At 31.7% G+C, this 24744-nt stretch carries 18 protein-coding genes; 4 read left to right on the forward strand and 14 right to left on the reverse strand.

Annotated features, from left to right (window positions below; all coding sequences use genetic code 11):
• Window positions 1-71: 71 nt before the first annotated feature.
• Both ES044_RS03510 and ES044_RS03515 read left to right on the forward strand, forming a co-directional pair.
• Window positions 72-2987, forward strand: coding sequence for a PEP/pyruvate-binding domain-containing protein (locus ES044_RS03510; protein ID WP_147186888.1), 2916 nt, complete (start codon window positions 72-74; stop codon window positions 2985-2987).
• Window positions 2987-4294, forward strand: coding sequence for a serine hydrolase (locus tag ES044_RS03515; protein ID WP_147186890.1), 1308 nt, complete (start codon window positions 2987-2989; stop codon window positions 4292-4294). Before ES044_RS03510 ends, ES044_RS03515 begins: the two co-directional genes overlap by 1 nt.
• Here ES044_RS03515 and ES044_RS03520 read toward each other — a convergent pair.
• The gene (locus tag ES044_RS03520) at window positions 4291-7119 is read right to left on the reverse strand and encodes an Npt1/Npt2 family nucleotide transporter (protein ID WP_147119569.1); all 2829 of its coding nucleotides are present in this window, start codon (window positions 7117-7119) and stop codon (window positions 4291-4293) included. The genes ES044_RS03515 and ES044_RS03520 overlap by 4 nt on opposite strands.
• A gap of 19 nt (window positions 7120-7138) precedes the next feature.
• On the reverse strand, window positions 7139-8050 hold the full coding sequence (locus tag ES044_RS03525) for a serine hydrolase (RefSeq protein ID WP_147119568.1): 912 nt from the start codon (window positions 8048-8050) through the stop codon (window positions 7139-7141).
• Window positions 8051-8844: 794 nt separating this feature from the next.
• On the opposite strand from ES044_RS03525, the gene ES044_RS03530 reads away from it, so the two are divergent.
• Complete coding sequence (locus ES044_RS03530; protein ID WP_147119567.1) at window positions 8845-9753, forward strand: hypothetical protein; 909 nt, start codon at window positions 8845-8847, stop codon at window positions 9751-9753.
• 211 nt (window positions 9754-9964) lie between these two features.
• Here ES044_RS03530 and ettA read toward each other — a convergent pair whose 3' ends face one another.
• The 4 genes from ettA to ES044_RS03550 form a co-directional block, all read right to left on the reverse strand.
• Entirely contained in the window at window positions 9965-11656 is a 1692-nt protein-coding gene (gene ettA, locus ES044_RS03535; protein WP_147119566.1) for an energy-dependent translational throttle protein EttA, read from the reverse strand.
• Between the two features lie 62 nt (window positions 11657-11718).
• A complete protein-coding gene (locus ES044_RS03540) occupies window positions 11719-11901 on the reverse strand; it encodes a CAL67264 family membrane protein (RefSeq protein WP_147119565.1) in 183 nt (60 codons plus the stop codon).
• A 109-nt stretch (window positions 11902-12010) separates the two neighbouring features.
• Window positions 12011-13003, reverse strand: a complete 993-nt coding sequence (gene lpxD, locus ES044_RS03545; protein WP_147119564.1) for a UDP-3-O-(3-hydroxymyristoyl)glucosamine N-acyltransferase — start codon at window positions 13001-13003, stop codon at window positions 12011-12013.
• An 89-nt stretch (window positions 13004-13092) separates the two neighbouring features.
• Window positions 13093-15117, reverse strand: coding sequence for an NADPH-dependent 2,4-dienoyl-CoA reductase (locus ES044_RS03550; protein WP_147119563.1), 2025 nt, complete (start codon window positions 15115-15117; stop codon window positions 13093-13095).
• A gap of 447 nt (window positions 15118-15564) precedes the next feature.
• Between ES044_RS03550 and ES044_RS03555 the strand changes: the two genes are divergently transcribed.
• Window positions 15565-16947: an NAD-dependent succinate-semialdehyde dehydrogenase gene (locus tag ES044_RS03555; RefSeq protein WP_147119562.1), complete on the forward strand. Its 1383-nt coding sequence runs from the start codon at window positions 15565-15567 to the stop codon at window positions 16945-16947.
• A gap of 232 nt (window positions 16948-17179) precedes the next feature.
• Here the strand turns inward: ES044_RS03555 and ES044_RS03560 are convergent, their stop codons facing one another.
• From ES044_RS03560 to ES044_RS03595, 8 genes are all read right to left on the reverse strand, one after another.
• Entirely contained in the window at window positions 17180-17887 is a 708-nt protein-coding gene (locus tag ES044_RS03560) for a pirin family protein (RefSeq protein ID WP_147119561.1), read from the reverse strand.
• 137 nt (window positions 17888-18024) lie between these two features.
• A complete protein-coding gene (locus ES044_RS03565) occupies window positions 18025-18891 on the reverse strand; it encodes a pirin family protein (RefSeq protein WP_147186892.1) in 867 nt (288 codons plus the stop codon).
• A 124-nt stretch (window positions 18892-19015) separates the two neighbouring features.
• Window positions 19016-19453, reverse strand: coding sequence for a MarR family winged helix-turn-helix transcriptional regulator (locus ES044_RS03570; RefSeq protein ID WP_147119559.1), 438 nt, complete (start codon window positions 19451-19453; stop codon window positions 19016-19018).
• Between the two features lie 544 nt (window positions 19454-19997).
• The gene (locus tag ES044_RS03575) at window positions 19998-20246 is read right to left on the reverse strand and encodes a glutaredoxin family protein (RefSeq protein WP_147186894.1); all 249 of its coding nucleotides are present in this window, start codon (window positions 20244-20246) and stop codon (window positions 19998-20000) included.
• Window positions 20247-20248: 2 nt separating this feature from the next.
• Window positions 20249-20785, reverse strand: a complete 537-nt coding sequence (locus ES044_RS03580) for an NADPH-dependent FMN reductase (RefSeq protein WP_147119557.1) — start codon at window positions 20783-20785, stop codon at window positions 20249-20251.
• 3 nt (window positions 20786-20788) lie between these two features.
• The gene (locus ES044_RS03585; protein WP_147119556.1) at window positions 20789-21175 is read right to left on the reverse strand and encodes an OsmC family protein; all 387 of its coding nucleotides are present in this window, start codon (window positions 21173-21175) and stop codon (window positions 20789-20791) included.
• 342 nt (window positions 21176-21517) lie between these two features.
• A complete protein-coding gene (locus ES044_RS03590) occupies window positions 21518-23209 on the reverse strand; it encodes a hypothetical protein (RefSeq protein WP_147186895.1) in 1692 nt (563 codons plus the stop codon).
• A 656-nt stretch (window positions 23210-23865) separates the two neighbouring features.
• Entirely contained in the window at window positions 23866-24450 is a 585-nt protein-coding gene (locus ES044_RS03595) for an NUDIX domain-containing protein (RefSeq protein ID WP_223269199.1), read from the reverse strand.
• Window positions 24451-24744: the final 294 nt, after the last annotated feature.

Consider the following 24744-nt stretch of genomic DNA (forward strand, 5'->3'; position numbering starts at 1 on the left):
GAGCATCTAAATATTATTTTAAACTTTTTATATTGTTTTATAGACTAAATTTGTACCCAAAAAAACAAAAAATGCTAAAACAATTACTTATTACTTTTCTTTTCTTTTTCTTTATTTTTTCAGGAAAAATAAACGGACAACAAAAAACTACAACCCAAATTAAACAATTGATAGAAGCTTTTAAAAGTGATATTAGAGGTCCTTATTATAGAATAAAATGGTTCTGTAAAGATGGCAGCACTAGAGTTGCTAAAGATCCTTGTCCTGACGAAATTGGCGGCGGAATACAACATGCTAGCTTCAAAGAATCTGCTTTACTATTAAGAAAAACGAATCATTTATTTTTTGGCGAAATTTTAGCAGATACAAAAACAGATGATTTTTTAGACGCCTCTAATCATTACAGCAGATTAAAACAATATCAATTTGGTAAATATTTAGCCAGTATAGATGATGGTTGGGTTTTAAGAAAAGGACAATATTATAGAGGCGCTATTCAATCAGAAGATGAAGAAGCTTGGGGTAAAGATTTTTTTGAAAATATCTTAAAAAATGAAAAACTATTAAAATCTCATTTCTATTTAATAAGACAAGCTCTAAAAGATATTCCGCATAATGGCGATACCAATTTAGGACAGTTAATGAGAAGCGAATCTAAAATTTTAGCAGAGAACATTTCTAGTTTTATGGATGTTAGAATTAAAATTCATGGAAACCCGCAAAAATCTGATATCATTTTAGTAAACGCCTTTTTAAGTAAAAATAATGCGACACTCTCTAATAAAGAAGTAAAAGACATCACTAAATTATTAGTGACTATGGAGCTTTTTTATGCGCCGTTAAACCTAAAAAAAATAGAGAATGAGTTGATAAACTTAAAGGGAAATAATGCTGTTTTAGAAGAAATTAAAAGTTTTTCTAAAAGCTTTACAAAAGATAATTCATCACAAAAAATAGTGCAAAATTTAGCAAGTATATTAGCTAATATTCGCAGCAATATAACCGATTTTAAAACATCTAAAGACAAATTACAGATTTTAGATATAAGTAATCAACTAGAGAATTTATTACTCATAGAAACTCAAAATTGGGAAACTACAACATTAATTGAAACAGTTCAGAAAATAGAGACACTTACTAGCGCTTCATTTGGCTCAGGTCTTTTAGAATACAGGGAGTACAACACTATAAAGCAAAACTTTAAAACTTTTACAAGCAAAGAAAAAGTAACTGTTGGCGAACTGACCGAATTATTAACAATTTCTAGAAGTATTGTTGAATGGAGTGCCTCGTTAATCAAAGCCAATTATAATGAAGATGTTTTAAACTACACTAAATTTGAGCCTTTAACATACGGTTTTATTGATGATCGAGTTCGTAATAGTGTTGCCTTAAGTTTGGGTGAAACCGTAAGCAAAATGGGCGCTTTTGTAGCTAAAACAGCAAATATTAATAACAATGTAATGTCTATTGAAAATCAAAGTGCTATTCGGGGTTTAAACCCAGGCTATGCTTTTGGAGAATTAGTAGTAGTTGATGGCAATCCGGATGAAATAGAAGTAAACACCAACAAAATATATATTTTTCAAAATCCGCCATCAGATTTAAAACCTGTTGCAGGTATTATGACGGTTTCTGAAGGTAATTTAGTTTCTCATGTGCAGTTATTAGCAAGAAATTTAGGAATTCCGAATGCCGCATTATCAAATGCTAATTTAATGGCTTTAAAAAAGTTCAATGGTAAAAAAGTGTTTTATGCAGTTTCTCATAAAGGAAATGTAATTTTAAAAGCAGCGAACAATATGACTGGCGAAGAACAAAAACTTTTTGAAAAAAAAGAGCGCAATCAAAATATGATTGAAGTACCTGTAAAAGACATCCGTTTAGAAGTTTCTAAAGTGATAAACATGCGCAATGTAAATGCCAAAGATTCAGGAAAATTATGTGGACCAAAAGCGGCTAATTTAGGCGAGTTAAAACAACTTTTTCCGGATCACGTTGTAGAAGGTTTAATTATTCCTTTTGGGGTTTTTAAAGCACATATGAATTTGCAAATGCCAGACGAAAACAAAACCTATTGGCAGTATTTAAGCGATGCTTTTAAAGAAGCAGATACTAAAAAGAAAATGGGTACCTCTGAAGAAGTTATAGAAAATTACGTATTAATTTCTTTAGAAAAACTGCACAAAGCAATCTTAAAAATTCAATTAAATACAGATTTTGTAAGTGATTTAAAAAGCAATTTTCAGTCGGCTTTTAAAAACGATATGGGTCAAATTCCTGTTTTTTTAAGAAGTGATACCAACATGGAAGATCTAAAAGAGTTTACAGGTGCTGGTTTAAACTTAACCTTATTTAATATTAAGGATGAAAATAAAATTTTAGAAGGCATTAAAAGAGTTTGGGCTTCGGCGTATACAGAACGTAGTTTTAAATGGAGACAAAAATATTTATTGAATCCAGAAAATGTATATCCTTCAATTTTGATTATTCCAAGTGTAGATGTAGACTATTCTGGAGTACTCATTACAAAAGGGATTAATACGGGTACAGAAGACGATTTAACAGTTGCTTTCTCTAGAGGTGCTGGTGGTGCAGTAGACGGCCAATCTGCAGAAACCAGACTCATCACCAAAAATGAAAACTTTTTATTGGCACCAGCAAGGCAAGCAGATTATATTCGATTGCCAGATACAGGAGGAACAAAAAAATACTTTACATCTTTTGAAAATGAAATATTAAATGAAGGAAATATCAATGATATTAGAAAAATTGCAAAAGAAATAAGAAAAAGAATAGGCGAAAAATCAGACAATAAAAGTCAAGCTTTTGATGTAGAACTTGGTTTTGAAAATAACAAACTGTGGTTGTTTCAAATAAGGCCCTTTGTAGAAAATAAACAAGCCAAAAGTTCTGAATATTTAAATTCAATTTCACCAAAAGTAGCGAACGATAAAAAAATAAATAGTACCGAAAAAATAGAGTAATGAAGAAAAAATATATTTTAATAATTACCTGTATCGTACTTTCTTTAGGGTTTGTAAAATACCCAATAGATGGGTATGAATATTCTGGAATTAAAAGATTGTATCAAATAAGAAAGATGCAATTAGATAGCATAAAATATGGCAGAATACCTGCTGGAGCTTATAAAAAATTACGCGACATTCAACTAAACCTCACGAATAAAACCACAGATAGCATCCATGATTTATTAATTGCAGATGTTAATTTTGAGCGAAAAATTAAGCAAATTACACCCGAAGGAAATTTCTCTTTTGCAGTGATGGATATGAGTAAGCCAGATAATTTACGGTATGCCTCTCATCGAGAAAATGTAGGCTATCAGCCAGGAAGTGTTGCTAAAATTGCCGTATTATTAGCCGTGTTTGATCAACTTCAAAAACTATGTCCGGATTCTTATGAAGACAGAGTTAGTTATTTAAAAAACATAAGAGTTACTAGCAGATATTGGGGTTTAGGAGACGAGCACACCATACCAATTTATGATATTGAAAAAAATAAATTAATCAAAAGACAAGTAGTTGCGAATGATGAATTTTCACTTTTTGAGTGGTTAGATCATATGGTTTCTGTGAGTAATAATGGCGCAGCAAGTATCATGTATAGAGAGGCTATTTTAATGGCTGCTTTTGGGCAAGAGTACTTTTCTTTAGATGCTGAAAAAGCAGAAAATTATTTTAAAAATACACCGAGAAATGTGTTAACCAATTTAGCAAATACCGTTGTAAATGAACCTTTGAGAAAATTAGGTATTGCAGAAGATGAATATAGGCTTGGAGGAATGTTTACAAGAGGTCCTGAAAAATATGTGGGTAGAAAAGGGGGCAGTATCGGAACCACAAAAGGACTAATGAAATTTTTAGTAAAACTAGAGCAAGGAAAAGCCGTTGATAAAGAATCTAGTTTAGAGATGAAGCGTTTGCTGTATATGACCGATAGAAGAATTAGATATGCAAAATCGCCAAGGTTAGACAACGCTGCAGTATATTTTAAATCTGGAAGTTTATATAAATGTGATAAAACAAAAAACCCAAATTGTGCAAAATACGCTGGAAATGTGTTTAACTTTATGAACTCTATAATTATTGTAGAGCACCCAAATGGTATAAAATATATTGTTTGTTTAATGAGTAATGTTTTAAACAAAAACTCTGCGGGTGCGCACTTGTACTTGGCTAGCAAAATTGATGATCTTATTAATGTTAAAGAAAACATTAAAAAATCAGAAATTAAAGAGATTGATTATAAAGATGAGAAAGACACTAACTAACCTTGATAAGATATTAATTTTTGATGCGTACTTGTTGCCAATTCTTTAACTTCACTATTTTTAAATTTACTTAAAGGTAAAAGTAAAGAGATGTACGCTTTGTTTTTTGATAGACCAATATATTTTATAACAAGAATTTTTAAATGAGACCCGCCCATTTCCATGACTCTTAACAAGTACTTTTCTTCGGTAAGCAATTCAAAATCGATGGTTTTAGAGCTAAAATGGGCATCATTAACTACATAATTTTCTATTAGGGGCAATACGCTCATTTTAATTTTACTCTCTAAAATGTTGTCTAAAAATTCTAAAGAATTTATTCTAGCTTCTTTAATTTCGCTTTTAATACCCACAAACGTCATGCTAATATCTTCTTCGTTATAAATTAAACTTAATAAGTTAAAAATACATTTTAAATTATTTTCTAATAATTCTTCTAAAGAAATTATAATTTGTTTGCGGGCATTAAATATAAGTTTGTTGCTGACTACTGTTTCGCTTTCTATTTCTGCAGAAACCACACTTTGTATCGAATTAATAATTTCTAATGTTTTTTTGTAATACTTACTCTCTTTTACAATTTTAGTTTTAATGATGCGTGCACCAACTTGTATATTATCATTATTTTTTCTTAATTTTTTGAGTGATACCGATGCTTCTAAACGTGTTATCGCATTTTTACTACGTAAAAGTTTTAATAAAATTTTTGCCGCTTGGTCATTATTAAAGGATTCAATTACTTTGGGTATGTATTTTCTTATAGAACGTTTCAATTCATTATTTTTCTCTATTTGTAAAATACTGTCCATAATTTTTGGTCCATATTCTTTGAGTGCTTTGATCGCCTTTTTTCGATGCTTTCTATTTTCTAAAAGATCGAGTAAATCATTGATAAATACTTCATCTGATGCAATGCCTGCGGCAATCGTTGCCGACTTCGCAATAGCGCCAGACTCGCTTTTAAGATGTATTTGTATATAGATATAATAAGGGCTTAACCTAGCAAGCGCAATACTAATTAATAACGTTGATAGAATTTCTTTTTTAGTGTGAATGTCTTCTGATGTTAAAATCGGAATTTCACGTTCTAATCGATCTATCAAATGATATTGTTCTGCTAATCTTGCGTTATTAGAACTTACTTTGGCCAAAGAAAGTAAAGCACCATTGCGTATTATCTCTTCTTGATGGTCTAAATACTTTTTAAAAAATAAAGTTTCTGTGGTAGGTGTATGTCTTAAAACATAATTTAAAGCAATATTTACTAAAAAAGGATCTTTCTCAAAAACTAATGTTTCTATTTTTTCTAAAATATCTAAATTCTCAAAAGCATCAAGATTTTTGATAGCTTTTGCTTTTATTTTATTTGAAGGATGGTCTAACAATTTTATAATTCTAGGACTAAAAGCAGTTTGCTTATACTCTTTTAATCTATTTAACATATTTAAAATAGCTGTTTCATCTCCGTTTTCTAAAATGTTTTTCACATCAGAAATCGTGTTTTCTTCTCTTAATTTTTTATTGCTTTTTGTATCCGAAAAAAGAGAATTTTTTATATTTAATTTAAAAGAATTAAAGTAAGCCTCTCTTAATCGGTAAATAAATAAAATCCAAATAAATGTAAAAAGTAAAATAATAACAGTGATATACGTTGAATCTAAATCTAATTTTTTTATTAAAAAAATCAACAGAAATCCGGCAAAACCAGCAGCTATACTATCTACAACAACATCTATATAAGATTTTGCTTGATTTTTTTCTAATAAAGGAATTGGCATTATAGAAAGCTCTACAGCCGCTTTATTTAAAGACTGTTTTGCACTACCATCTATTCCTTTTATCAACACTAAAACCCACAATTCAGGAAATGTTAAAAATAATAAACCGCCCAAAGCAATACTTAATGGTAATATTAATAAAGTAGAGGAAACCCCTAATCTGGTTAAGACTCGATTGGTAAAAAAAAGTTGAATTACTAGCGCAACCACATTAAAAGTAGAAAACCAGAAACCAAAAAAAGCCGCTAAATCATCTGGATCTGATATTGCTTTATCGGCAAAATCACTAAACTGAAAATCTACTAGTTTTGCCACAATAACCCCAATACCTGTTATAGAGGCGATATATATTAAATGTTTCGATTTAGAAATAACACGTAAAGAAGAGTTTTCTAAACGTTCTTGATTCGAAATTACTTTTTTTCTTTTAAAGATAGTTAAATATTGAATTTTTAAAGTCCAAATACTTTTTAATATAGGAATACAAATTAAAAGGAATAGTGCTGCCAAAAAGATTGCAAATTCATTCCCAAAACTAGAAGCGATAATACTTGTTAAGTAGCCTCCAAAAATTCCGCCAGCAATAGCTCCTGCCCCAATAAAACCAAAATTTCTTCTTGCTTCTCTTGCATTAAAAACCATATTTGCCAATAACCAAAATTGCGAAGTTGCAACCACGGCAAATAAGGAAATAAGTACATAATAAGCATAGAGAATCCAGTTATTTATAAATGTATATTTTAAGAAAACACCTAAAATAAAAAAACTTAAACTAAAAGTGATTAATGAAATTACTGCAACTCTAACTAAAGAAAAAACTCTGATTGCGCTATTGTAAAAATAGGAAGCTAAAACTGCCGTAACCGCTACTAATAAATATCCGAAAGGTAAATTTTCTGCACCTAAAGTAGATACAAAAAGGGCGTTTACGGTAGGTTTTACAATTAATAAAACGGTAATGATTATAAAGATATACAAAAGCATTAAAAAAGAGATGCTCAGTTCGTCATCTCTTAATCCAAATGCGTTCATTATTAATTTTCTCATAGCACTATTAACTCCCTATTTATTTTAAACCTACCTTTTTAAGTACTTTTTCTAAAGGTCTTACTAAATTTCTAATAATTTGTTCTCCTGAATTGCTATCAATTAAAGCTACAATAATATACTTTCTTTGAGGACCCCAAACCAAGGCAGAATCTGAATGGTAGTTTTTCCAAGAGCCAGATTTTCTATAAACGGTTGCCGTTGGTGCAATAACATCTAACGTGTTTACAAATTTATGATGTAATTTTGGATCTTTTAAAATTTCTAGCATTTCTTTTGAGCGCTCTTCACTAATTAAATTACCGAGTGCTAATTGATAGTAAAATCTACAAACTTGCCTTGCTGTTGCTGCATGACTTAATCCTTTCATAGGATCAGGATTTCTCTTACCAGCTGCCGCATATCGTTTACCAACCCAAAGACCGCCGCCAGTCTCTTCATCATATAATTTAATTTTGGGTGATCTTAAAACCTCCTCTATTTTATCATAACCTAATCGATCAATCATTCTTGTAGATGCTTGATTGTTAGATTTACTAATCATCAACATTAAATCATTTTTAATTTCATCTGTATAGTCTAATTCGCCTTTATCAATGGCATCCATAGAAGCCAGAAGAATTGCAATTTTAGGCAAACTTGCTGCATACATCATAAAATCATCATTTAAACCTGCATATCTATAGTTTTTAGGATCACTTAAATCTACAATACCAACCGACATTTTTTTACTGTCAATTAAACGTTTCCAAGTTTTATTTGAGTTAATTTCTTTTTTTAATATTGCTTTTAATTTTATATCTTCTATTTCTGAAATCGGATCTATCTCATTACCGTGCGCTATTGGTAAAGAATTTTGACCATAAATTAGTATTGAGAACAGTAATAAAGTGATTGCTAATACAGATTTTTTTATATTTTGTGAGTACATGATTTTTTTGTTTTTGGATAACTAATTAAGATAATAAAATTAAATTAATTACCAACAGATAAGTGTTAATTTTGTTCTAAATTTTTGTTCAAAAACAACTTATTTTTATGAATACCCATTAGTGTCCGATTAAAAATAAGATAAGTTAATCAAACATTTTTAAATAAAGGGCTACAGTTGTTTTTAGAATTAATTCTAAAATTAAAAATGTATCCTTTTTTTTTATCTAATTTTAGGTTAGTTATAATCTAGTTTTGGCTCTTGGTGCTAAAAGCAAAGCAATTTTGCATCATTTATCGGACAAGAATAAATGAATATGTACACGACCAATTTTTGTTTATTATAGTGCATTTCTTCTGAACTCCGAGGTGTTTTTGATAAAGTTTTATTCAAGTTTTGTTTGTTTTTAAGTTTTAAAGTTGATAAAATACATCCTGAATATACCTATAACTATTCAACTTTTATCAAACATCCGTTAGTTTGTATGGTTTTATCTTTTATTCGATAAAAATTTAAAAGCATCATTCCGTTTACAATTAATATTTTGCTTTCCCATCTCTAAAGGGTATTTTAGATCTATATGTACTTTAAATAAAAAAGTAATTAATTGCTGAACTATGCATTCTAAAATATTTTTATCGCAAAATCAATAAGCTAAAAATCAATCTATTACTCCCACAAACAGAGCTCTCACAATGCAGCATTTCATTTTTGGCACACTCTTTGGATTTCTTTTATTGAAATGCGAAAGTCGAAAAGCAATTAGAGTAGACAGAACCCTTAAACCATACAACATGAAAAAAGGAATCTTTATTTTATTAGGAATGCTCTTAATGGTTTCAACTATTGAAGCCAAAAAGAGCCAAAACACAGCGAACAACTTTAGCTTTACTTATGCTTACAACAATGCTGTTAACTTTATAGAAAACGGAGTGGAATTCTTTATTTTTACGAACGGAGACTTTGATTTTGATACGCGTACAAATGATAGAAGAGTTCGTATTCACCGGGATTTTAACGGTAGAATTAGAAGCATCGGCAATGTTCATCTTCGGTACGATTTGCGGGGAAATGTTACAAGAATTGGTGCGATTTCTATTCGGTATTTTAGAGGAAGATTAACGAATGTTGGTGATTTAAGAGTGCGTTATAATCGCTGGGAATACCCTGTTTTTTATGGCAACGTCAGAAATTTTTATTACAATAACGGTGTACGATTTAATGTTAGCTTTGGCGATATTTGTAATTATAATGACACTTATTTTTTTAGAAATGATTTTAGTAGAAATTATACGCAAATTAGAGAAGACAGAAATTTCTATTACTATCAAGCAAATCCGAATGCAAGAATTGGAAAAAGAAGTACCATTTTAAAAAGAAGAAAGCCAATTTCAGTAAATAATAATAATAATAGAAGAAAAAACTCGGCTACAAGTTCTAACAATTCTTATCGAAAGCCACAAAGAACAACTAATACTAGAAATACAGCAATTAAGAGGAGTACAAGGAATTCAAATACAACTTCGAAAACCGATGCTGACAGAACACCAGCAATAAAAACAGAAAGAGAAACTTTAAAAGAAAGACGTAGTTTTAAAAAAAGCACTAGAAATGAAGCGAAAACTTTAGAGAGTACTAGAAATAAATACGAAGTAAAGACAAAAAGCAGAAGAAATACAAGAAACAAGTCCGATAGATCTTAAAGAGTGCTAAAGATTTTAAGGTTTTAGAAAAACACGGCTTACTCGTTATTTCATAGAAAACCCCACTTTAAAAAAGCGGGGTTTTTCTCTAGATAAAACAGGGGTAATTCCTGTAAATTAAATCAATAATAATAAATAAATTTACCTCATATTATTTATTTGAATTATTAAAAACTAAAATCCTCATTTTTAATTAAAATGAGGATTTTATTTATCGTATTAATTTTTTATACTTGATTCGTTTTGGCATTAAATCTCCGCCCAAACGTTTCTTTTTATTTTCTTCATAATCAGAAAAAGAACCTTCAAAGAAATACACTTCACTATTGCCTTCAAAAGCTAAAATGTGTGTACAAACTCTGTCTAAAAACCATCTATCGTGACTAATTACAACGGCACAGCCAGCAAAATTTTCTAAACCTTCTTCTAATGCTCTTAATGTATTTACATCTAAATCGTTTGTTGGCTCATCTAAAAGTAGCACATTTCCTTCTTCTTTTAAAGTCATTGCTAAATGCAATCTATTTCTTTCTCCTCCAGAAAGCGTGTCTACTTTTTTATTTTGCTCACTCCCAGAAAAATTAAAACGACTTAAATAGGCTCTAGAATTTACCTGCCTTCCTCCCATCATGACTAAATCTTGTCCGTCAGAAAAGTTTTCCCAAATTGTTTTTTCAGGATTAATATTAGAATGCGCTTGATCTACATACGCAATTTTTGCAGTATCACCCACATTAAAACTTCCTGCATCCGGATTTTCCTCACCCATAATCATTTTAAAAATCGTTGTTTTACCAGCACCGTTTGGCCCAATAATTCCAACAATTCCTGCTTGTGGTAAATTAAATTCTAAATTTTCATATAGTAATTTATCTCCAAAAGCTTTAGAAACGCCGTTTGCCTCGATTACATTTGTTCCCAATCGTGGTCCGTTCGGAATATAAATTTCTAGCTTTTCATCAACTTGCTTTTGATCTTGACTCATTAATTTGTCGTAGTTTTTCAAACGCGCTTTTTGCTTTGTTTGACGACCTTTTGCACCTTGACGAACCCATTCTAATTCACGCTCTAAAGTTTTTTGACGTTTCGAAGCAGTTTTACTTTCTTTCGCCATTCTTTGCGATTTCTGGTCTAACCAAGAAGAGTAATTTCCTTTCCAAGGAATTCCTTCACCTCTATCAAGCTCTAAAATCCAACCCGCAACATTGTCCAAGAAATATCTATCATGCGTAACGGCAATTACAGTTCCTTTATATTGTGCTAAATGGTGCTCTAACCAATGCACAGATTCTGCATCTAAATGGTTTGTTGGTTCATCTAATAATAAAATTTCTGGCTCTTGCAATAACAATCTACACAAGGCAACCCGTCTTTTTTCACCTCCAGAGAGTACACCTATTTTTTTATCAGAATCTGGTGTTCTTAAAGCATCCATTGCTATTTCTAGTTTGGTGTCTAATTCCCAGGCATTTGCAGCATCAATTTTATCTTGCAGCTCTGCTTGTTGGTTCATGAGTTTTTCCATTCTATCGGCGTCTGAATACACTTCTTCTAAACCAAATAGGTCGTTTATTTTATTGTATTCATCTAGAATTGCCACTGTTTCTGCAACGCCTTCTTTTACAATTTCTAAAACCGTTTTTTCAGGATCTAATTGTGGTTCTTGTTCTAAATACCCAACATTATAGCCAGGAGAAAACGTTACATCTCCTTGAAAATTCTTTTCTACACCTGCAATAATTTTTAATAATGTCGATTTTCCTGATCCATTTAAACCAAGAATACCAATTTTTGCACCGTAGAAAAAACTTAAATAAATATCTTTTAAAACTTGCTTTCCTGTCGATTGATAGGTTTTTGAAAGCTTATTCATCGAAAAGATTACTTTCTTATCATCACTCATTATCTTTCTTGTTTATAAAATTTATACTGAAAAACTGCTACTGAAAACTGTAGACTTCCTTTTTAAACTCTTCCTTTTAACGCGTTAAAAACCCAGGCTATACAGAAAAAACCAATTCCTACAGTTGCAAAACCCCAACCAGCAACATCTTTGTATCTGTAAGCACCTAGTAAGATTAGAACAACACCCATAATAAGCATTAAAAGAGTTGCCCAACCAAGAACCGTATTTTTATTCATTCCCATATTTCTTAATAACTTAATTGATCGACAAATATCGTTATTTATATGGTATTGTCAAATTATAGGTTTGATAAAAAATATCTAAATTAAACAAGTCAAAAAAAATGAACAATTAATTTCTTACAAGTTTGCGCAAAGCAACCCATTGTTTCATTTTTTCTCTAGAATCGCAAGCCGGATACCCAACTACTGTTTTGCCAGCGGCAACATCACTTATAACCCCAGAACCAGCACCTACTTTTGCACCAGAATGTATCGTAACATGATCTTTTATCGAAGCACTTCCGCCAATAATAACCCCATCTCCAAGAGTTACAGAACCTGCTAACCCACTGTTTCCAGCCATTATACAGCATTTTCCTAACACAGAATTATGGCCTATTTGAACTAAATTATCAATCTTACAACCATCACCTATGGTAGTAGCACTAAATTTACCACGATCAATACATGAATTAGCACCAATCTCTACAGCATCGCCGATAACGACGTTACCAATATGTTTTATTTTCACCAAACCTCTGCCATCGGCACTTGCCGTATAACCAAAACCATCTGCACCGATACTTACGTTTGCATGAAAAATACAATGACTCCCAATTTTACTGCGCTCTCTAATAACAGTTCCCGACCAAACCACGGTCTCATCTCCAATTACGCTATCATCAAAAATAGCAACATTCGGATAAATGAGTACATTTTCTCCTAGCGTAACATTTTTACCAATATAGCTATTTGCACCAATTTTACAACCAATTCCTACTTTTGCAGTTTTGCTTATTACGGCTGTTGGATGAATATCTGTTTCAAAATATGGCGAATCTGGCTCAAAAGCTTCTAAAAGAATAGCCATTGCCAAATCAGGATTTTTCACTTTCACAAATCCTTTTCCTTCTCCTGGTTTAATTTTTATTTGTTCAAAAACAATAGCGATACTTGCGTTTGAAGTTTCCCACAAACGCGCATATTTAGAATTTCCGATAACCGTAACATCCCCTTTTTTTGCATGTTCAATTTGTTCTGGTGCGTATATTTTGTCTTTACAGTTTCCTATAAGCTCACCGTTTACGAGTGACGTAATTTCCTCGAAAGAAAATGATTTCATAAATAAAATTTATATATTTTGTTAAAAATACAGTTAAATACACTCCAAAAAGTTTTGAATGAACAGTATTTACAAAAAAAACAAAAACCTTATAAGGTTGCCGCTAATCTTGCCCCTTGATCAATGGCTCTCTTTGCATCTAATTCTGATGCAAAATCTGCACCGCCAATTATATGAACCTTTTTATTGGCATCTAATAATGGTTGATAAAGTTCTTTAAAAGGCATTTGACCTGCGCAAATAACAATATGATCTACTGCGAGTATTTTAGCTTCTTCATTTTGAACATAATGCAGCCCTTGATCATCAATCTTTGTGTAAGAAACCTCACCAATAAATTGCACTTTCTTTTTCTTTAAACTAGATCGATGAATCCAACCTGTGGTTTTACCAAGATTACCGCCAAACTTACCTTTACTTCTTTTAAACATAAAAATTTCTCTTGGCGATGGATGAAACTCTGGCAGTATACCTTCTGTGCCACTTCTAGCTTTTAAAGATTTATCAATACCCCATTCTTTTAACCAAGTATCAATATTTAAAGTTGATGATTCGCCTTCATGAGATAAATACTCTGAAACGTCAAAACCAATGCCACCTGCCCCAATTACAGCCACTCTTTTACCTACTGGTTTTTTATGTTTTAAGACATCAATATAACTTACTACTTTTTGATGCTCAATTCCTTCAATGTTTAAAGTTCTTGGTTTAATTCCGGTTGCAATAATAATTTCATCAAAATCAGATTTCAATAAGTCCTCTACAGAAACTTTTGTCTTTAATTTTACAGTAACCTTGTGTAACTCAATTTGTCTTTTAAAATAGCGAATCGTTTCGTAAAATTCTTCTTTACCTGGTATTTGTTTTGCCATATTAAACTGTCCACCTACCTCTTTATCCGCATCAAATAAGGTAACTTCATGCCCTCTTTGTGCAGCAATAGTTGATGTTGCTAACCCTGCAGGACCAGCACCAATTACAGCAATTTTTTTCTTATTTTTTGTTGGATGATAGTTCAATTCGGTTTCATGGCAGGCTCTAGGGTTTACCAAACAACTTGCTACTTTGCGCTGAAAAACGTGATCTAAACAAGCCTGGTTACAACCAATACAAGTATTAATTTCGTCTGCTTTTTCTGCTGCTGCCTTATTTACCCACTCTGGGTCTGCTAAAAACGGACGTGCCATAGAAATCATGTCTGCATCGCCTTCGGATAGAATTTTTTCAGCAGTTTCTGGCATATTAATTCTGTTTGAAGTTATCAACGGAATTGATAATTCTTCTTTCATTTTTTTAGTAACCCATGTAAAAGCTCCTCTCGGAACTGACGTTGAAATCGTAGGAATTCGAGCTTCATGCCATCCTATTCCTGTGTTTATGATTGTCGCTCCTGCTTTTTCAATTTCTTTTCCTAGTTGAACTACTTCTTCCCAAGAACTTCCGTTTTCTACCAAATCTAACATCGATAATCTGTAGATAATGATAAAATCTTTACCCACAGCTGCTCTCGTTTGTTTTACCAATTCAATAGGCAAACGCATTCTATTTTCATACGCACCGCCATAATTATCTGTTCTTTTATTGGTTCTTTTCGAAATAAATTGATTGATTAAATAGCCTTCAGAGCCCATAATTTCTACCCCATCATAACCAGCCATTTTAGCAAGTTCTGCACTATTTACAAAATCACGAATAGTTCTTTTGATGCCAGCTTGCGTTAATTTAAAAGGTTTAAAAGGTGTTATGGGTGATTTTATTTTTGACGGAGCCACATTAAATGGATGGTATCCATAACGCCCTGAATGCAAAATTTGCATACAAATTTTACCGCCTTCTTTGTGAACAGCTTCTGTTATTTTTTGATGATGAATTGCGTGCTTTTCACTAGACATTCTTGCTGCAAACGGCCCCGTCCAACCTTGTATATTGGGTGCAATTCCACCTGTAATAATCAAGCCTACGCCACCTTTTGCTCTTTCTGCATAATAAGTTGCTATTTTTTCTATTCCGTTTTTCTCCTCTTCTAAACCTGTATGCATAGAACCCATTAAAATTCTATTTTTTAAAGTGGTAAAACCTAAATCTAATGGTTCAAAAATATGCTTATATTTCATTTATATTATCTTGAATTTACTATGCATGCATAGCAAACGGAAAGATACTCTTATTTCGTGACATTAAAAAGATAAGTTTTTTAAAGAATATCACTGGTGTCCGATAAAAAATATTTTTAGCTTGATAAACCCTTTCCAAATAAAAGATTCCATGAATTTTTTAAATAACAACTTACTTTTTTCAAAATAATTTCATCAATAGAAAGTAAACTATTTTTATTGTAGTCATGTTTGTTTGTCAGATAGTTATAATCAAGTCTTGGTTCTTGGCTCTAAAAGCGAAACAAACTTGATTCTTTTATCAGACAAGAACAATTTAAAATTTAAAACTATTACAGTTAAATACAACAGCAAATGAGTTAAATAGAACTTTAGTTTAAAGCTAGTTTTGTTAAAACGAATAAAAATCATGTTCAAAATTCACTTTTTGAACAAAAATATTACAAAATGAGCAAAGAAAAAATTATTACAATAAACCCAGCAACCGAAGAAAAGATAAATGAGTTTCCTCATTTGTCTGATAAAGAACTCAAAGAAAGTATTGATAATTGTCAAGAAGCATTTTTAGAATGGAAACATGAATATATTGAAAATCGTGCTAAAATTATTCAGTTAATAGGGAAAGAATTAATAAAGCATAAAGACGACTTAGCGAAGCTAATGACCCAAGAAATGGGTAAATTAATAAGTCAAAGTGAAACAGAAGTAGATTTATGTGCAGGAATTTGTGAATATACTGCCGAAAATGGTCCTAAAAACTTACAGAATGAAGAGCGTACCTTATCTAACGGAAATAAAGGAACTATTGCTTATTCTCCTATTGGGATTGTGTATGGAATTCAGCCTTGGAATTACCCTTCTTACCAAGTAATTAGATATGCTATTGTAAACTTAATGGCAGGCAATGCTGTGTTACTAAAACATGCATCAAATGTTACAGGAACAGGACAACTTTTAGAAAAAATATTTGTGACCGCTGGTTTACCAAAAAATTTATTTAAAGCTTTAATTATTTCACACGATCAATCTGACATGATTATTAAAAACAAAAATGTGAGAGGTATAACTTTAACGGGGAGTTCTGATGCAGGTAGAAAAATTGGCCAAAAAGCGACTGCCGAGCTTAAAAAAGTAGTTTTAGAATTGGGGAGTAATGATGCTTACATTGTTTTAGAAGATGCCGATATTAAAAACGCTATTGAAGAATGTGTAAAAGGTAGAATTTATAACAATGGTGAAACTTGTATCGCCGCTAAAAGATTTATTGTTGTAGAAAAAGTGTACGAAACTTTTAAAGAGGGTTTTGTAAAGGCTATGAAAGCTGTTATAGTTGGCGACCCTTTAAAAGAAGAAACAGAATTAGGCCCCATCGCTAGAGAGGATTTAAGAGAAACCTTGCATGAGCAAGTAGAGGAAAGTGTAAAAAATGGAGCTGAAATTTTATGTAAAGGAAAAATTCCGAATGAAAAAGGTTTTTATTATCCTGTTACTGTTTTAGGCGATGTAAAGCCTGGACAACCTGCTTATGATGATGAATTGTTCGGACCAGTTGCCGCATTAATTATGGCTAAAGACGAAAAAGATGCTATGCGAATTGCAAACGATAGTAAGTTTGGTTTAGGTGGCGGAATTTTTTCTAAAAATATTGAAAATGCTAAAAAACTAGCACAACATCACTTTGATACTGGTATGATATTTATTAACACATTCGGAATTGCAGACCCTACAATGCCCTTTGGAGGTGTTAAAAATTCTGGCTTTGGCAGAGAACATGGCGGCTTCGGAATCAAGGAATTTGTGAATATAAAATCGATTGTTGTTAGTAAATAAAGTATTCACAATCAAAAACATTAGCAATTAATAGCACATTTTTTTTCACGTTCGGCAAAGAGGTTTGCTACCTTTTTATCAGAATATAGTGTTGTAATAAATCCTATGTTGATTTTTTATGACTTTAATGAATTCAAAATATTTGATTTGTTTTGCGTCACTTTGCAATACAACCCTGTTCTTTTTATGAGAATAGGGTTTTATTTGTAATCTAATTACGCAGCTAGCTCGTCTAGCTCATAGGAACATCGATAATTAGTAGTTTACTTTTTTTAGTTGCCTTTATAGATACCTTTTCTACTTCAGAAATACCAACAGCATCTCGCTTTCCTAAACTAATTTCTTCTATCGAAACTTCACCATCAATTAAGAAAAAATAGGCTCCATTTTTAAGTTGATAATCAATCTCAAAGTCGCTATCTAAATCAATCATAGAGAGTGAACCTTGCTGGTTTATTGTTAATGAACCTTCTACTTTTTTACTTTTTGGAGAAACCAATGTTTGGAATTTATTTTTTCTCCCTGCCTCATCAAAAAACTTTTGATCATATACGGGTGTTATATTTTCTGATTCTGTAAGAATCCAGAGTTGTAAAAAATGAACAGCATCTGTTGTACTATCATTAAATTCTGAATGCGTTACACCAGTTCCTGCGCTCATTACCTGCACTTCGCCTACTTCTATAGAACGTTTGTTCCCCATACTATCTTTGTGAGAAAGTGCACCTAAAATGGGAATAGAAATAATTTCCATATTTCTATGCGGATGTTCACCAAATCCCATTTTTGGTTGCACGATATCATCATTTAATACCCGTAACATTCCGAAATTCATTCTTTCTGAATCTTGATAATTGGCAAAACTGAATGTATGGTACGATTTTAACCAACCATGATTTGCTGATCCTCTTGTTGCTGCTTTGTGTAGTACTTTTTTCATTTTGATTTCCTTTTATTTTTTTGCGTTAGGGATTAAGGCATTTGTTGAAGCTCATTTTCTTTTTCAGAAAATAGCGACTGCCGAAAGCGCGACTTTAGTCCTGAATGCTTTCAGGACAAAGGAACGCCCAAATAATACTATAAATAGCCCATTTTTCCTTGCTGATAATCTCGCATCGCTTCTAAAATTTCGGTTTGCGTGTTCATCACATAAGGACCATATTGCGTTATTTTCTCTTTGATAGGCTCTCCTGAAAGGATTAGAATTGTACTTTTCTCCTTCGCTTCAAATTTGATTGTATTTCCATCTTGATGAAACGTAATCATTTGATTTTTTCCTTTCTTTAAAACTTCAGCATCATTTACCAAAATTTCACCTTCTAATAAATAGATTAAAGATTGATGACTTTCTGGAATTTCAATTTCAATACTTCCGTTTTCATCGGCATTTGCAGTAAAAACATTGACAGCCGTTTGAGTTTTTATCAATCCTTTTTCTGTTAATTGATTTCCTGCAATTACATTTAATTGCACTTTTTTATCCTCAGAAAATATCTTCGGAATTTGTGAATCTTCTAAATGTTGATAATTTGGGGGCATCATTTTATCTTTTGCTGGCAAATTTAACCACAATTGAATTCCTTCTAAATCACCTCCTTTTTTCACAAACTCCTTGGTTGGTGCTTCTGCGTGCACAATTCCTCGTCCTGCAGTTGTCCATTGCACTCCGCCTGCTTTTACCACCATGTCATTGCCCAGAGAATCTCGATGCAATTGCTCGCCTTTAAATAATAAGGTAATCGGTTCAAAACCTCGATGAGGATGTGCGCCTAAATCAAACGGATTTGAAAATTCGCTAATTGCGTAAGGACCATAATGATGCAATAATAAAAACGGATCTACATTTTCAATTCCCGCTGTTGGTAGCGGTTGACGCAATTTTAATGCTCCCATATTTACAAACGGACTTGCTACTTTATACTGTATTGTTTTATATTTTTTCATAGTTGCGGACTATTTGTGTGTTCTCGATACAATTCGGATAAAAAGTTGAAATGACACGAACTAACATTTCTGTAGTATCTTCGTTTCATTTATTTTCCAAGGAAAATATTTTTTTAAATTTTTTTTATCTAATTTTATCTAATAAATTAGTTAATATAATGGCTTCTTCTTCGGTAATGTTCTCTAAAAAAGACACATTTTCGTTGTTATCTATGGCTAATAATAACTCTAATCCTACTTCGTTAATTTTCACATAAACCACTCTTCGATCATGTTCGCAACGTTCCCTTTCAATTAGTTTTTTATCACATAATTTATCCATTAAACGGGTTGCATTTGGCGCCCTTTCGATCATTCTGTCCTTTACAATTTGCACTTTAATTCGGTCTTTTGCTCCTCGTAAAATTCTTAAAATATTGTATTGTTGAGGCGAAATTCCGTGCGGCTTAAAAAATTCATTCTCTTTGCTGCTCAACCAATTTGCTGTATATTTTATATTGATGAGCGCCTTTACTTTGTTATTTACAAACTTCGAATTAATATCTTTAGAAATATCTCCCATATTTAGTGTTTAGTGTTTGGTGTTTAGGGTTGGGGGTTAGTGGTTAGTGGTTAGGGGTTAGTGGTTAGTGGTTAGTGGTTAGTGGTTAGTGGTTAGTGGTTAGTGGTTAGTGGTTAGTGGTTAGTGGTTAGTGGTAGAAAAATAAAAAATAATACTAGAAATATTCTTTAATCTCAAATTATTATCTCAATTTCTTGGCTCTTGGCTCTTGATTCTTTTAAATCTAAAGACTCATATATAAACCTATTCCCTTATCTCTTGGCTCATGAATCTTGCTTTTGGCTTTTAGCTGTTGATTCTTATCTTTTTAAATCTAAAGACTCATATGTAAACCTATTCTCTTGTCTCGTGGCTCTTGATTCTTTTGGCTTTTAGCTTCTGACTCCTGTTTCTTTTAAATCTAAAAGCTCATATATAAAACCTATTATCCTGTCTCGTGGCTCCTGAATCTTGCTTTTAGCTCTTTATTCCTGTCTCTTTTAAATCTAAAAGCTCATATCCATAATCTAATCTCCTGCCTCTAAAATCTACACGATAAAAAACTTTATGCTCTCAACTTTAAATCTTGCATAATTTTATTAAATTCTTCTGTGGTTGGAGTTAAGTACACAGCATCATTAATAAATAATGTTGGATATTTTACGGCTCCGTTGTACAACTCTTTGCTGTGTTCTCTTGCCTCTGCATCTAGAGCAACATCTTTAAAAATATAAGGTTCATCTGTAGAATTTAAGAAATTTTTAAAGGCTACCGTATAAGCATGTCCTTTTCGTCCGTATAAAATTATCTTCATGTTTACTGCTGTATAGAATTATGAAATATTTGTATTTGTTCTTTTAATAAAATCAATACATCTTCATTTATTAGTATTCCGGCTTTAAAATTATCATAAAAACTAGAAAGAGAAAAATCTGCCACAATATTACCACCCATATAAGGAAATCCGTTTTTGGCAATGGCTAAAACTGACGCTCCACCTTGAGACCCTGGCGAAGTAGCCATTAATAACATCGGAATATTATTCCATAATTTTGGTTCTATTCTCGAAGACCAATCATAGATATTCTTAAAAGCAGCTGAAAAATTGCCATTATGTTCTGCAAGTGACAAAATAATTCCGTCTGCACGATGTATATTTTCTAAAAACTCAATTGCTTTTTTAGGAATTCCGTTTTCTGTTTCTTCGTCCATACCGTATAATGGAACCTCAAAATTATTTAAATCTAAAATATCAATTTCCACATTTTTAAGCAAGCTAGCTGCATAAACTGCTAATTCTTTATTGATTGATTTTTTGCTATTGCTGCCCGCTAAAACTGCTATTTTTTTCATGTTTTATATAATTTTTGTTGCTATTGGCGTTTCGCCTTTTACCATTCTTGCCACCGGACATTTACCTGCAAATATGAGTAATCGTCTTTTTTGATCTTCTGTGATCTCTTTTTCAAAGGATATTTCTTCGCTTAAATACGTCTGATTATTTTCTTTAGTTTGAAAAACGTTGACAGTTATTTCGCCCACATCCCAGCCTTTTCTGTCCGCATACATTCTTAACGTCATTGAAACACAGCCACCAATCGCAGTTAAAAGATATTCTACGGGTGTTGCACCATTATCGCCACCACCAGAAGAAATTGGTTCATCTATGACAACAAAATGATTTCTCATTTTTGCTTCTGCTAAATATTTTTTATTTGTTAATGTTACTTTAGAGTTCGCCATAAAAGTGCTTGTTTTAAACGACAAAGTTACACTAATTAATTTTATTTTCCAAGGAATATAATTCTACGGGAAATTATTCCGTTAAATTCACTTTTAAAATATTTAATACGATTTTCAAATAGCGTTAAATAGGGTAGAAATTACTTGTATTGAGCAACAAGTTTAGTCCTGATTGCATACTTGTTTGAGCTCTTGCGCTTTTAGGTACAAAGCGAGTGCCTTTCTGCTTCACTCCAGATAAACGGCAAGCAGTAAACCTGATTACCGACCCGCAGTTAGCTTCAAATAAAAAAACATGCAAAACTTAAAGAGGATTTATAAAATATGCCACAAGGCAAAAAATTATTGATTTATTTTAATAGAATCTATTTGTTTTTGAAGTCTTTGTATGTCTTGAATCTTTTTTTGCTGTGCAGATAAAAGCTGAATAGAATCTAAAATTTGACGATTTTTCTCTAAAACAGTTTTCTCTTTTTCAAAATAAATGTTGATGTGTTCGCTAGATCTCCAAGCTTCATTTAATTGGTTGTAGATTTCCTCGTTCCAGCTACTTGGTTTTTTAGCATTAATCCAAACTACATCTCTATATTCACTATCTACCAATGCTAAATCTGGTGTTGCAGAGCCGTCGAACTGTTCAGGATTTGTACTGCTAATTGTGGAAACCGTTCCAAGAAAAAACATTCGTTTTCTACCCGCAATATTTTTAATATAAGGTCTAAATTCTACGGGAGTGTTTGAGCTCCAATCGTATTCTTTTTTAGATTCTTTTACTTTTAAAGGCATTGCAGAAACGCCTGCATACCCTTCCTTTTTAGACGCATGATCGTAGTAGTATACTTTATTTGTGCCATCGGCAGGAATAATAACACTGTAACTTAAACTGGTTCTTTCATCGCCAATAGGCTCTAGACCAAACCAATGGTATAAACCAGAATAGGCGCCAATTTTAGTATCAGAAAAATCGAAATCGGTCACATACGGTTGACCGTTTTGATCTTTTGGTGCTATCGGAATTTTAACTGCACTTTTCATATTCCAGGGTAACGGATCAGAAAAGCCGCCTAAAAATTTTAGACTTTCTGCTTGTAATCGCGATACTTTTTCAGATAAGATATTTTGTCTGTTTAAAAAATCATAATTTTTCATTTCTTCAGGAGAAATATACGTTCCTTTTCCGATGGTAATTCTTTCTAAATAATCACCAAAACTATGCTCGCCATTCTCTACAAGCATCACACCACCAAAACTAGGATACGGAAAAAAGAACCCTTTCCATTTGATCAAACTAACCACTTGTACCCAAGCACCTGAATCGTTTTTCATGTAAAAAGTTTCACTTGGCTCATAATTAAATAGCATCCAAGGGTTTAAACGCTGCACAACCGCATTATACGTATTTCTACTAAACTTTAAAGATTCGCCTATTGAGAATGTAACCGGAATTCTATTTTCGCTAGAAAAACGCGGAAACGGCGTGGTACTTGACACAGAAAAAACCTCTTCTATATTGTCTTTTATTCCTTGCCAAACATATTTTTCGGTTGGCTGAATGGCCATTGTCCATTGGTTTGAACCGTCTACCCTCACTAAATGCGGCATTGAAACATCTTTGGTTTCGGCAACTGACTCATTTGCCATTGAATAGATATTTCTTAAAGGTTGAATTCTTTCATTTTGAGTTAAGGGTAGTTCTACAATTTCAAAACGATTTAAATTGTTGAAAGCGCTGTAGGTTTTCATATAATCGTACATATTATAATAAAAACCAACAAAATAAAGCGCCCCAAAAAATAGTGTTAACACAAATAAGATTCCGATTTTTTTTATGACGCCTGTTGATTTTCTAAAACTTCTGACCCCAAGAAATAGCATAAGAAAACAAAAAAATATTATGAAAATATATTTTCTAAAAAATAGCAATGCAGGCTGATAATCATCTCGTAAAAAGAATAACAACCCTATTAAAATTAAGCTAAAAAAGAGAACTCTCTTTTTTTGCTTTGCTCCTTTATTCCAATAATTCTTTATCATAATAAGTCTCTCTAAATTTTTTTATTCCGCCAAGTTCTATTTGAACTCGATAAAAATTACAGTGTCATGAACTGTAATTTATATTTTAAATACTCCATAATTTATTCATGTTTATTTACATGAATAATGCTAACCGTCATTGCAATAATTATTAGAATCTCAAAAAAAAAGAAAGTAGATTCTTCCAACTAAAAAATTATCGGCATCAATCAAAAAGAATTGAAAACAATTAAAATTACCGAAGCAATAATTCCAAAATATCTAAATTTATTTATCCTTTTAACACTCTTTTTTAATTAAAAATTTCTCTTGTACTGTTTTCTTATACGTTTAAGCTTTTAATTGTTTTGTGTTGAATGCAAATTTCCTATAAATTATTTTCTTTCACTACAAAATATTTAAAATTCTGCAACCTGTAAATTCGGGTTAAATAGACTAGCGGTCAAAAAAACATTTTTCATGTTTTGCCGCAAAACATGCTAGCTATAAACCTAATATATAGGCATATAATAAGACAAAAAAATAATTATAATGCGAATGACAAAAATAAAATTAGAACAACTCCTTGAAAGTAAAGATTAAAGAGACTAATAACCCTTAATCAATACTAGCTTTTTCAAATCTTCCTCGATAATTTTCGAATTCTTCTAATCCACTCATTTCATTAACTTATGAATTTGTAAATACTGCAACAACATAATTGTTCTTGCATCAATAATTTCTTTATTTTCAATCATTTTTAAGGCATCTATAAAAGTGGTCTCTAATACTTCGATTTCTTCATTTTCTGACGCTAAACCCCCTCCATCATTAATCTTATCATCCTCTTTATATTCGGCTATATACAAATGGGTTTGTTCTTTCATTAATCCTGGGGATAAAAAAATAGTACTCACTTTTTCTAATTTAGAAATAGCATACCCAAGTTCTTCTTTTGTTTCTCTGATAACGCTTGTTTCAGCAGACTCGTTTTGATCTATGGCACCACCACAAACTTCAATTGAAAAACCGTTATTTACTCCTGCAACATATATCGGCATTCTAAACTGTTTCGATAAAAGCACTTTCTTCGATGTTATATTGTATAACAAAACGGCAACTCCGTCTGCTTTGCCATAAACTTCATGGGTTAAATGCACTATTTTTCCGTTTTTAAAGGTAAAATCGAAACTTACTTGTTCTAATTTTGCCCATAAATTTGAAATCACTTTATACGATACATTATTAATTATCTTTTTCATTTTCATTTTCATTTTTTACGCTTTTTCTTACTTCTAAACAGCTTTATAATTTAACAATGCTGCTCTTACTTTTCATATTAACATCTGTATTTGAGCTATTTGCTAAATTGTTTACACAAAAAACACCTCTTATTTTTTAAGCTGAACAATTTATAAACAAGCAATTTCGATATTTTTATGAAGCATCAGAAATATTCTCACTGCAATTATAGGCAGTTTATTTTCATTAACTGGTGCACTTCGTTTTAAAATCTACTTAAAATACACCTTTTTTAAGTACATTTTTGTATTTTA

The organism is Polaribacter sp. IC066 (assembly GCF_007997085.1).
Taxonomy (GTDB): Bacteria; Bacteroidota; Bacteroidia; order Flavobacteriales; family Flavobacteriaceae; genus Polaribacter.

Coding starts and splice junctions, on each gene's coding strand:
- ES044_RS03580 (WP_147119557.1), bottom strand. CDS start 20,785: ATGAAAAAAATAGCAGTTTTAGCGGGCAGCAATAGCAAAAAATCAATC.
- ES044_RS03515 (WP_147186890.1), top strand. CDS start 2,987: ATGAAGAAAAAATATATTTTAATAATTACCTGTATCGTACTTTCTTTA.
- ES044_RS03550 (WP_147119563.1), bottom strand. CDS start 15,117: ATGAAATATAAGCATATTTTTGAACCATTAGATTTAGGTTTTACCACT.
- ES044_RS03565 (WP_147186892.1), bottom strand. CDS start 18,891: ATGAAAAAATATAAAACAATACAGTATAAAGTAGCAAGTCCGTTTGTA.
- ES044_RS03510 (WP_147186888.1), top strand. CDS start 72: ATGCTAAAACAATTACTTATTACTTTTCTTTTCTTTTTCTTTATTTTT.
- ES044_RS03525 (WP_147119568.1), bottom strand. CDS start 8,050: ATGTACTCACAAAATATAAAAAAATCTGTATTAGCAATCACTTTATTA.
- ES044_RS03570 (WP_147119559.1), bottom strand. CDS start 19,453: ATGGGAGATATTTCTAAAGATATTAATTCGAAGTTTGTAAATAACAAA.
- lpxD (WP_147119564.1), bottom strand. CDS start 13,003: ATGAAATCATTTTCTTTCGAGGAAATTACGTCACTCGTAAACGGTGAG.
- ES044_RS03590 (WP_147186895.1), bottom strand. CDS start 23,209: ATGATAAAGAATTATTGGAATAAAGGAGCAAAGCAAAAAAAGAGAGTT.
- ES044_RS03530 (WP_147119567.1), top strand. CDS start 8,845: ATGAAAAAAGGAATCTTTATTTTATTAGGAATGCTCTTAATGGTTTCA.
- ES044_RS03595 (WP_223269199.1), bottom strand. CDS start 24,450: ATGAAAAAGATAATTAATAATGTATCGTATAAAGTGATTTCAAATTTA.
- ES044_RS03520 (WP_147119569.1), bottom strand. CDS start 7,119: ATGAGAAAATTAATAATGAACGCATTTGGATTAAGAGATGACGAACTG.
- ES044_RS03585 (WP_147119556.1), bottom strand. CDS start 21,175: ATGGCGAACTCTAAAGTAACATTAACAAATAAAAAATATTTAGCAGAA.
- ES044_RS03555 (WP_147119562.1), top strand. CDS start 15,565: ATGAGCAAAGAAAAAATTATTACAATAAACCCAGCAACCGAAGAAAAG.
- ES044_RS03560 (WP_147119561.1), bottom strand. CDS start 17,887: ATGAAAAAAGTACTACACAAAGCAGCAACAAGAGGATCAGCAAATCAT.
- ES044_RS03575 (WP_147186894.1), bottom strand. CDS start 20,246: ATGAAGATAATTTTATACGGACGAAAAGGACATGCTTATACGGTAGCC.
- ettA (WP_147119566.1), bottom strand. CDS start 11,656: ATGAGTGATGATAAGAAAGTAATCTTTTCGATGAATAAGCTTTCAAAA.
- ES044_RS03540 (WP_147119565.1), bottom strand. CDS start 11,901: ATGGGAATGAATAAAAATACGGTTCTTGGTTGGGCAACTCTTTTAATG.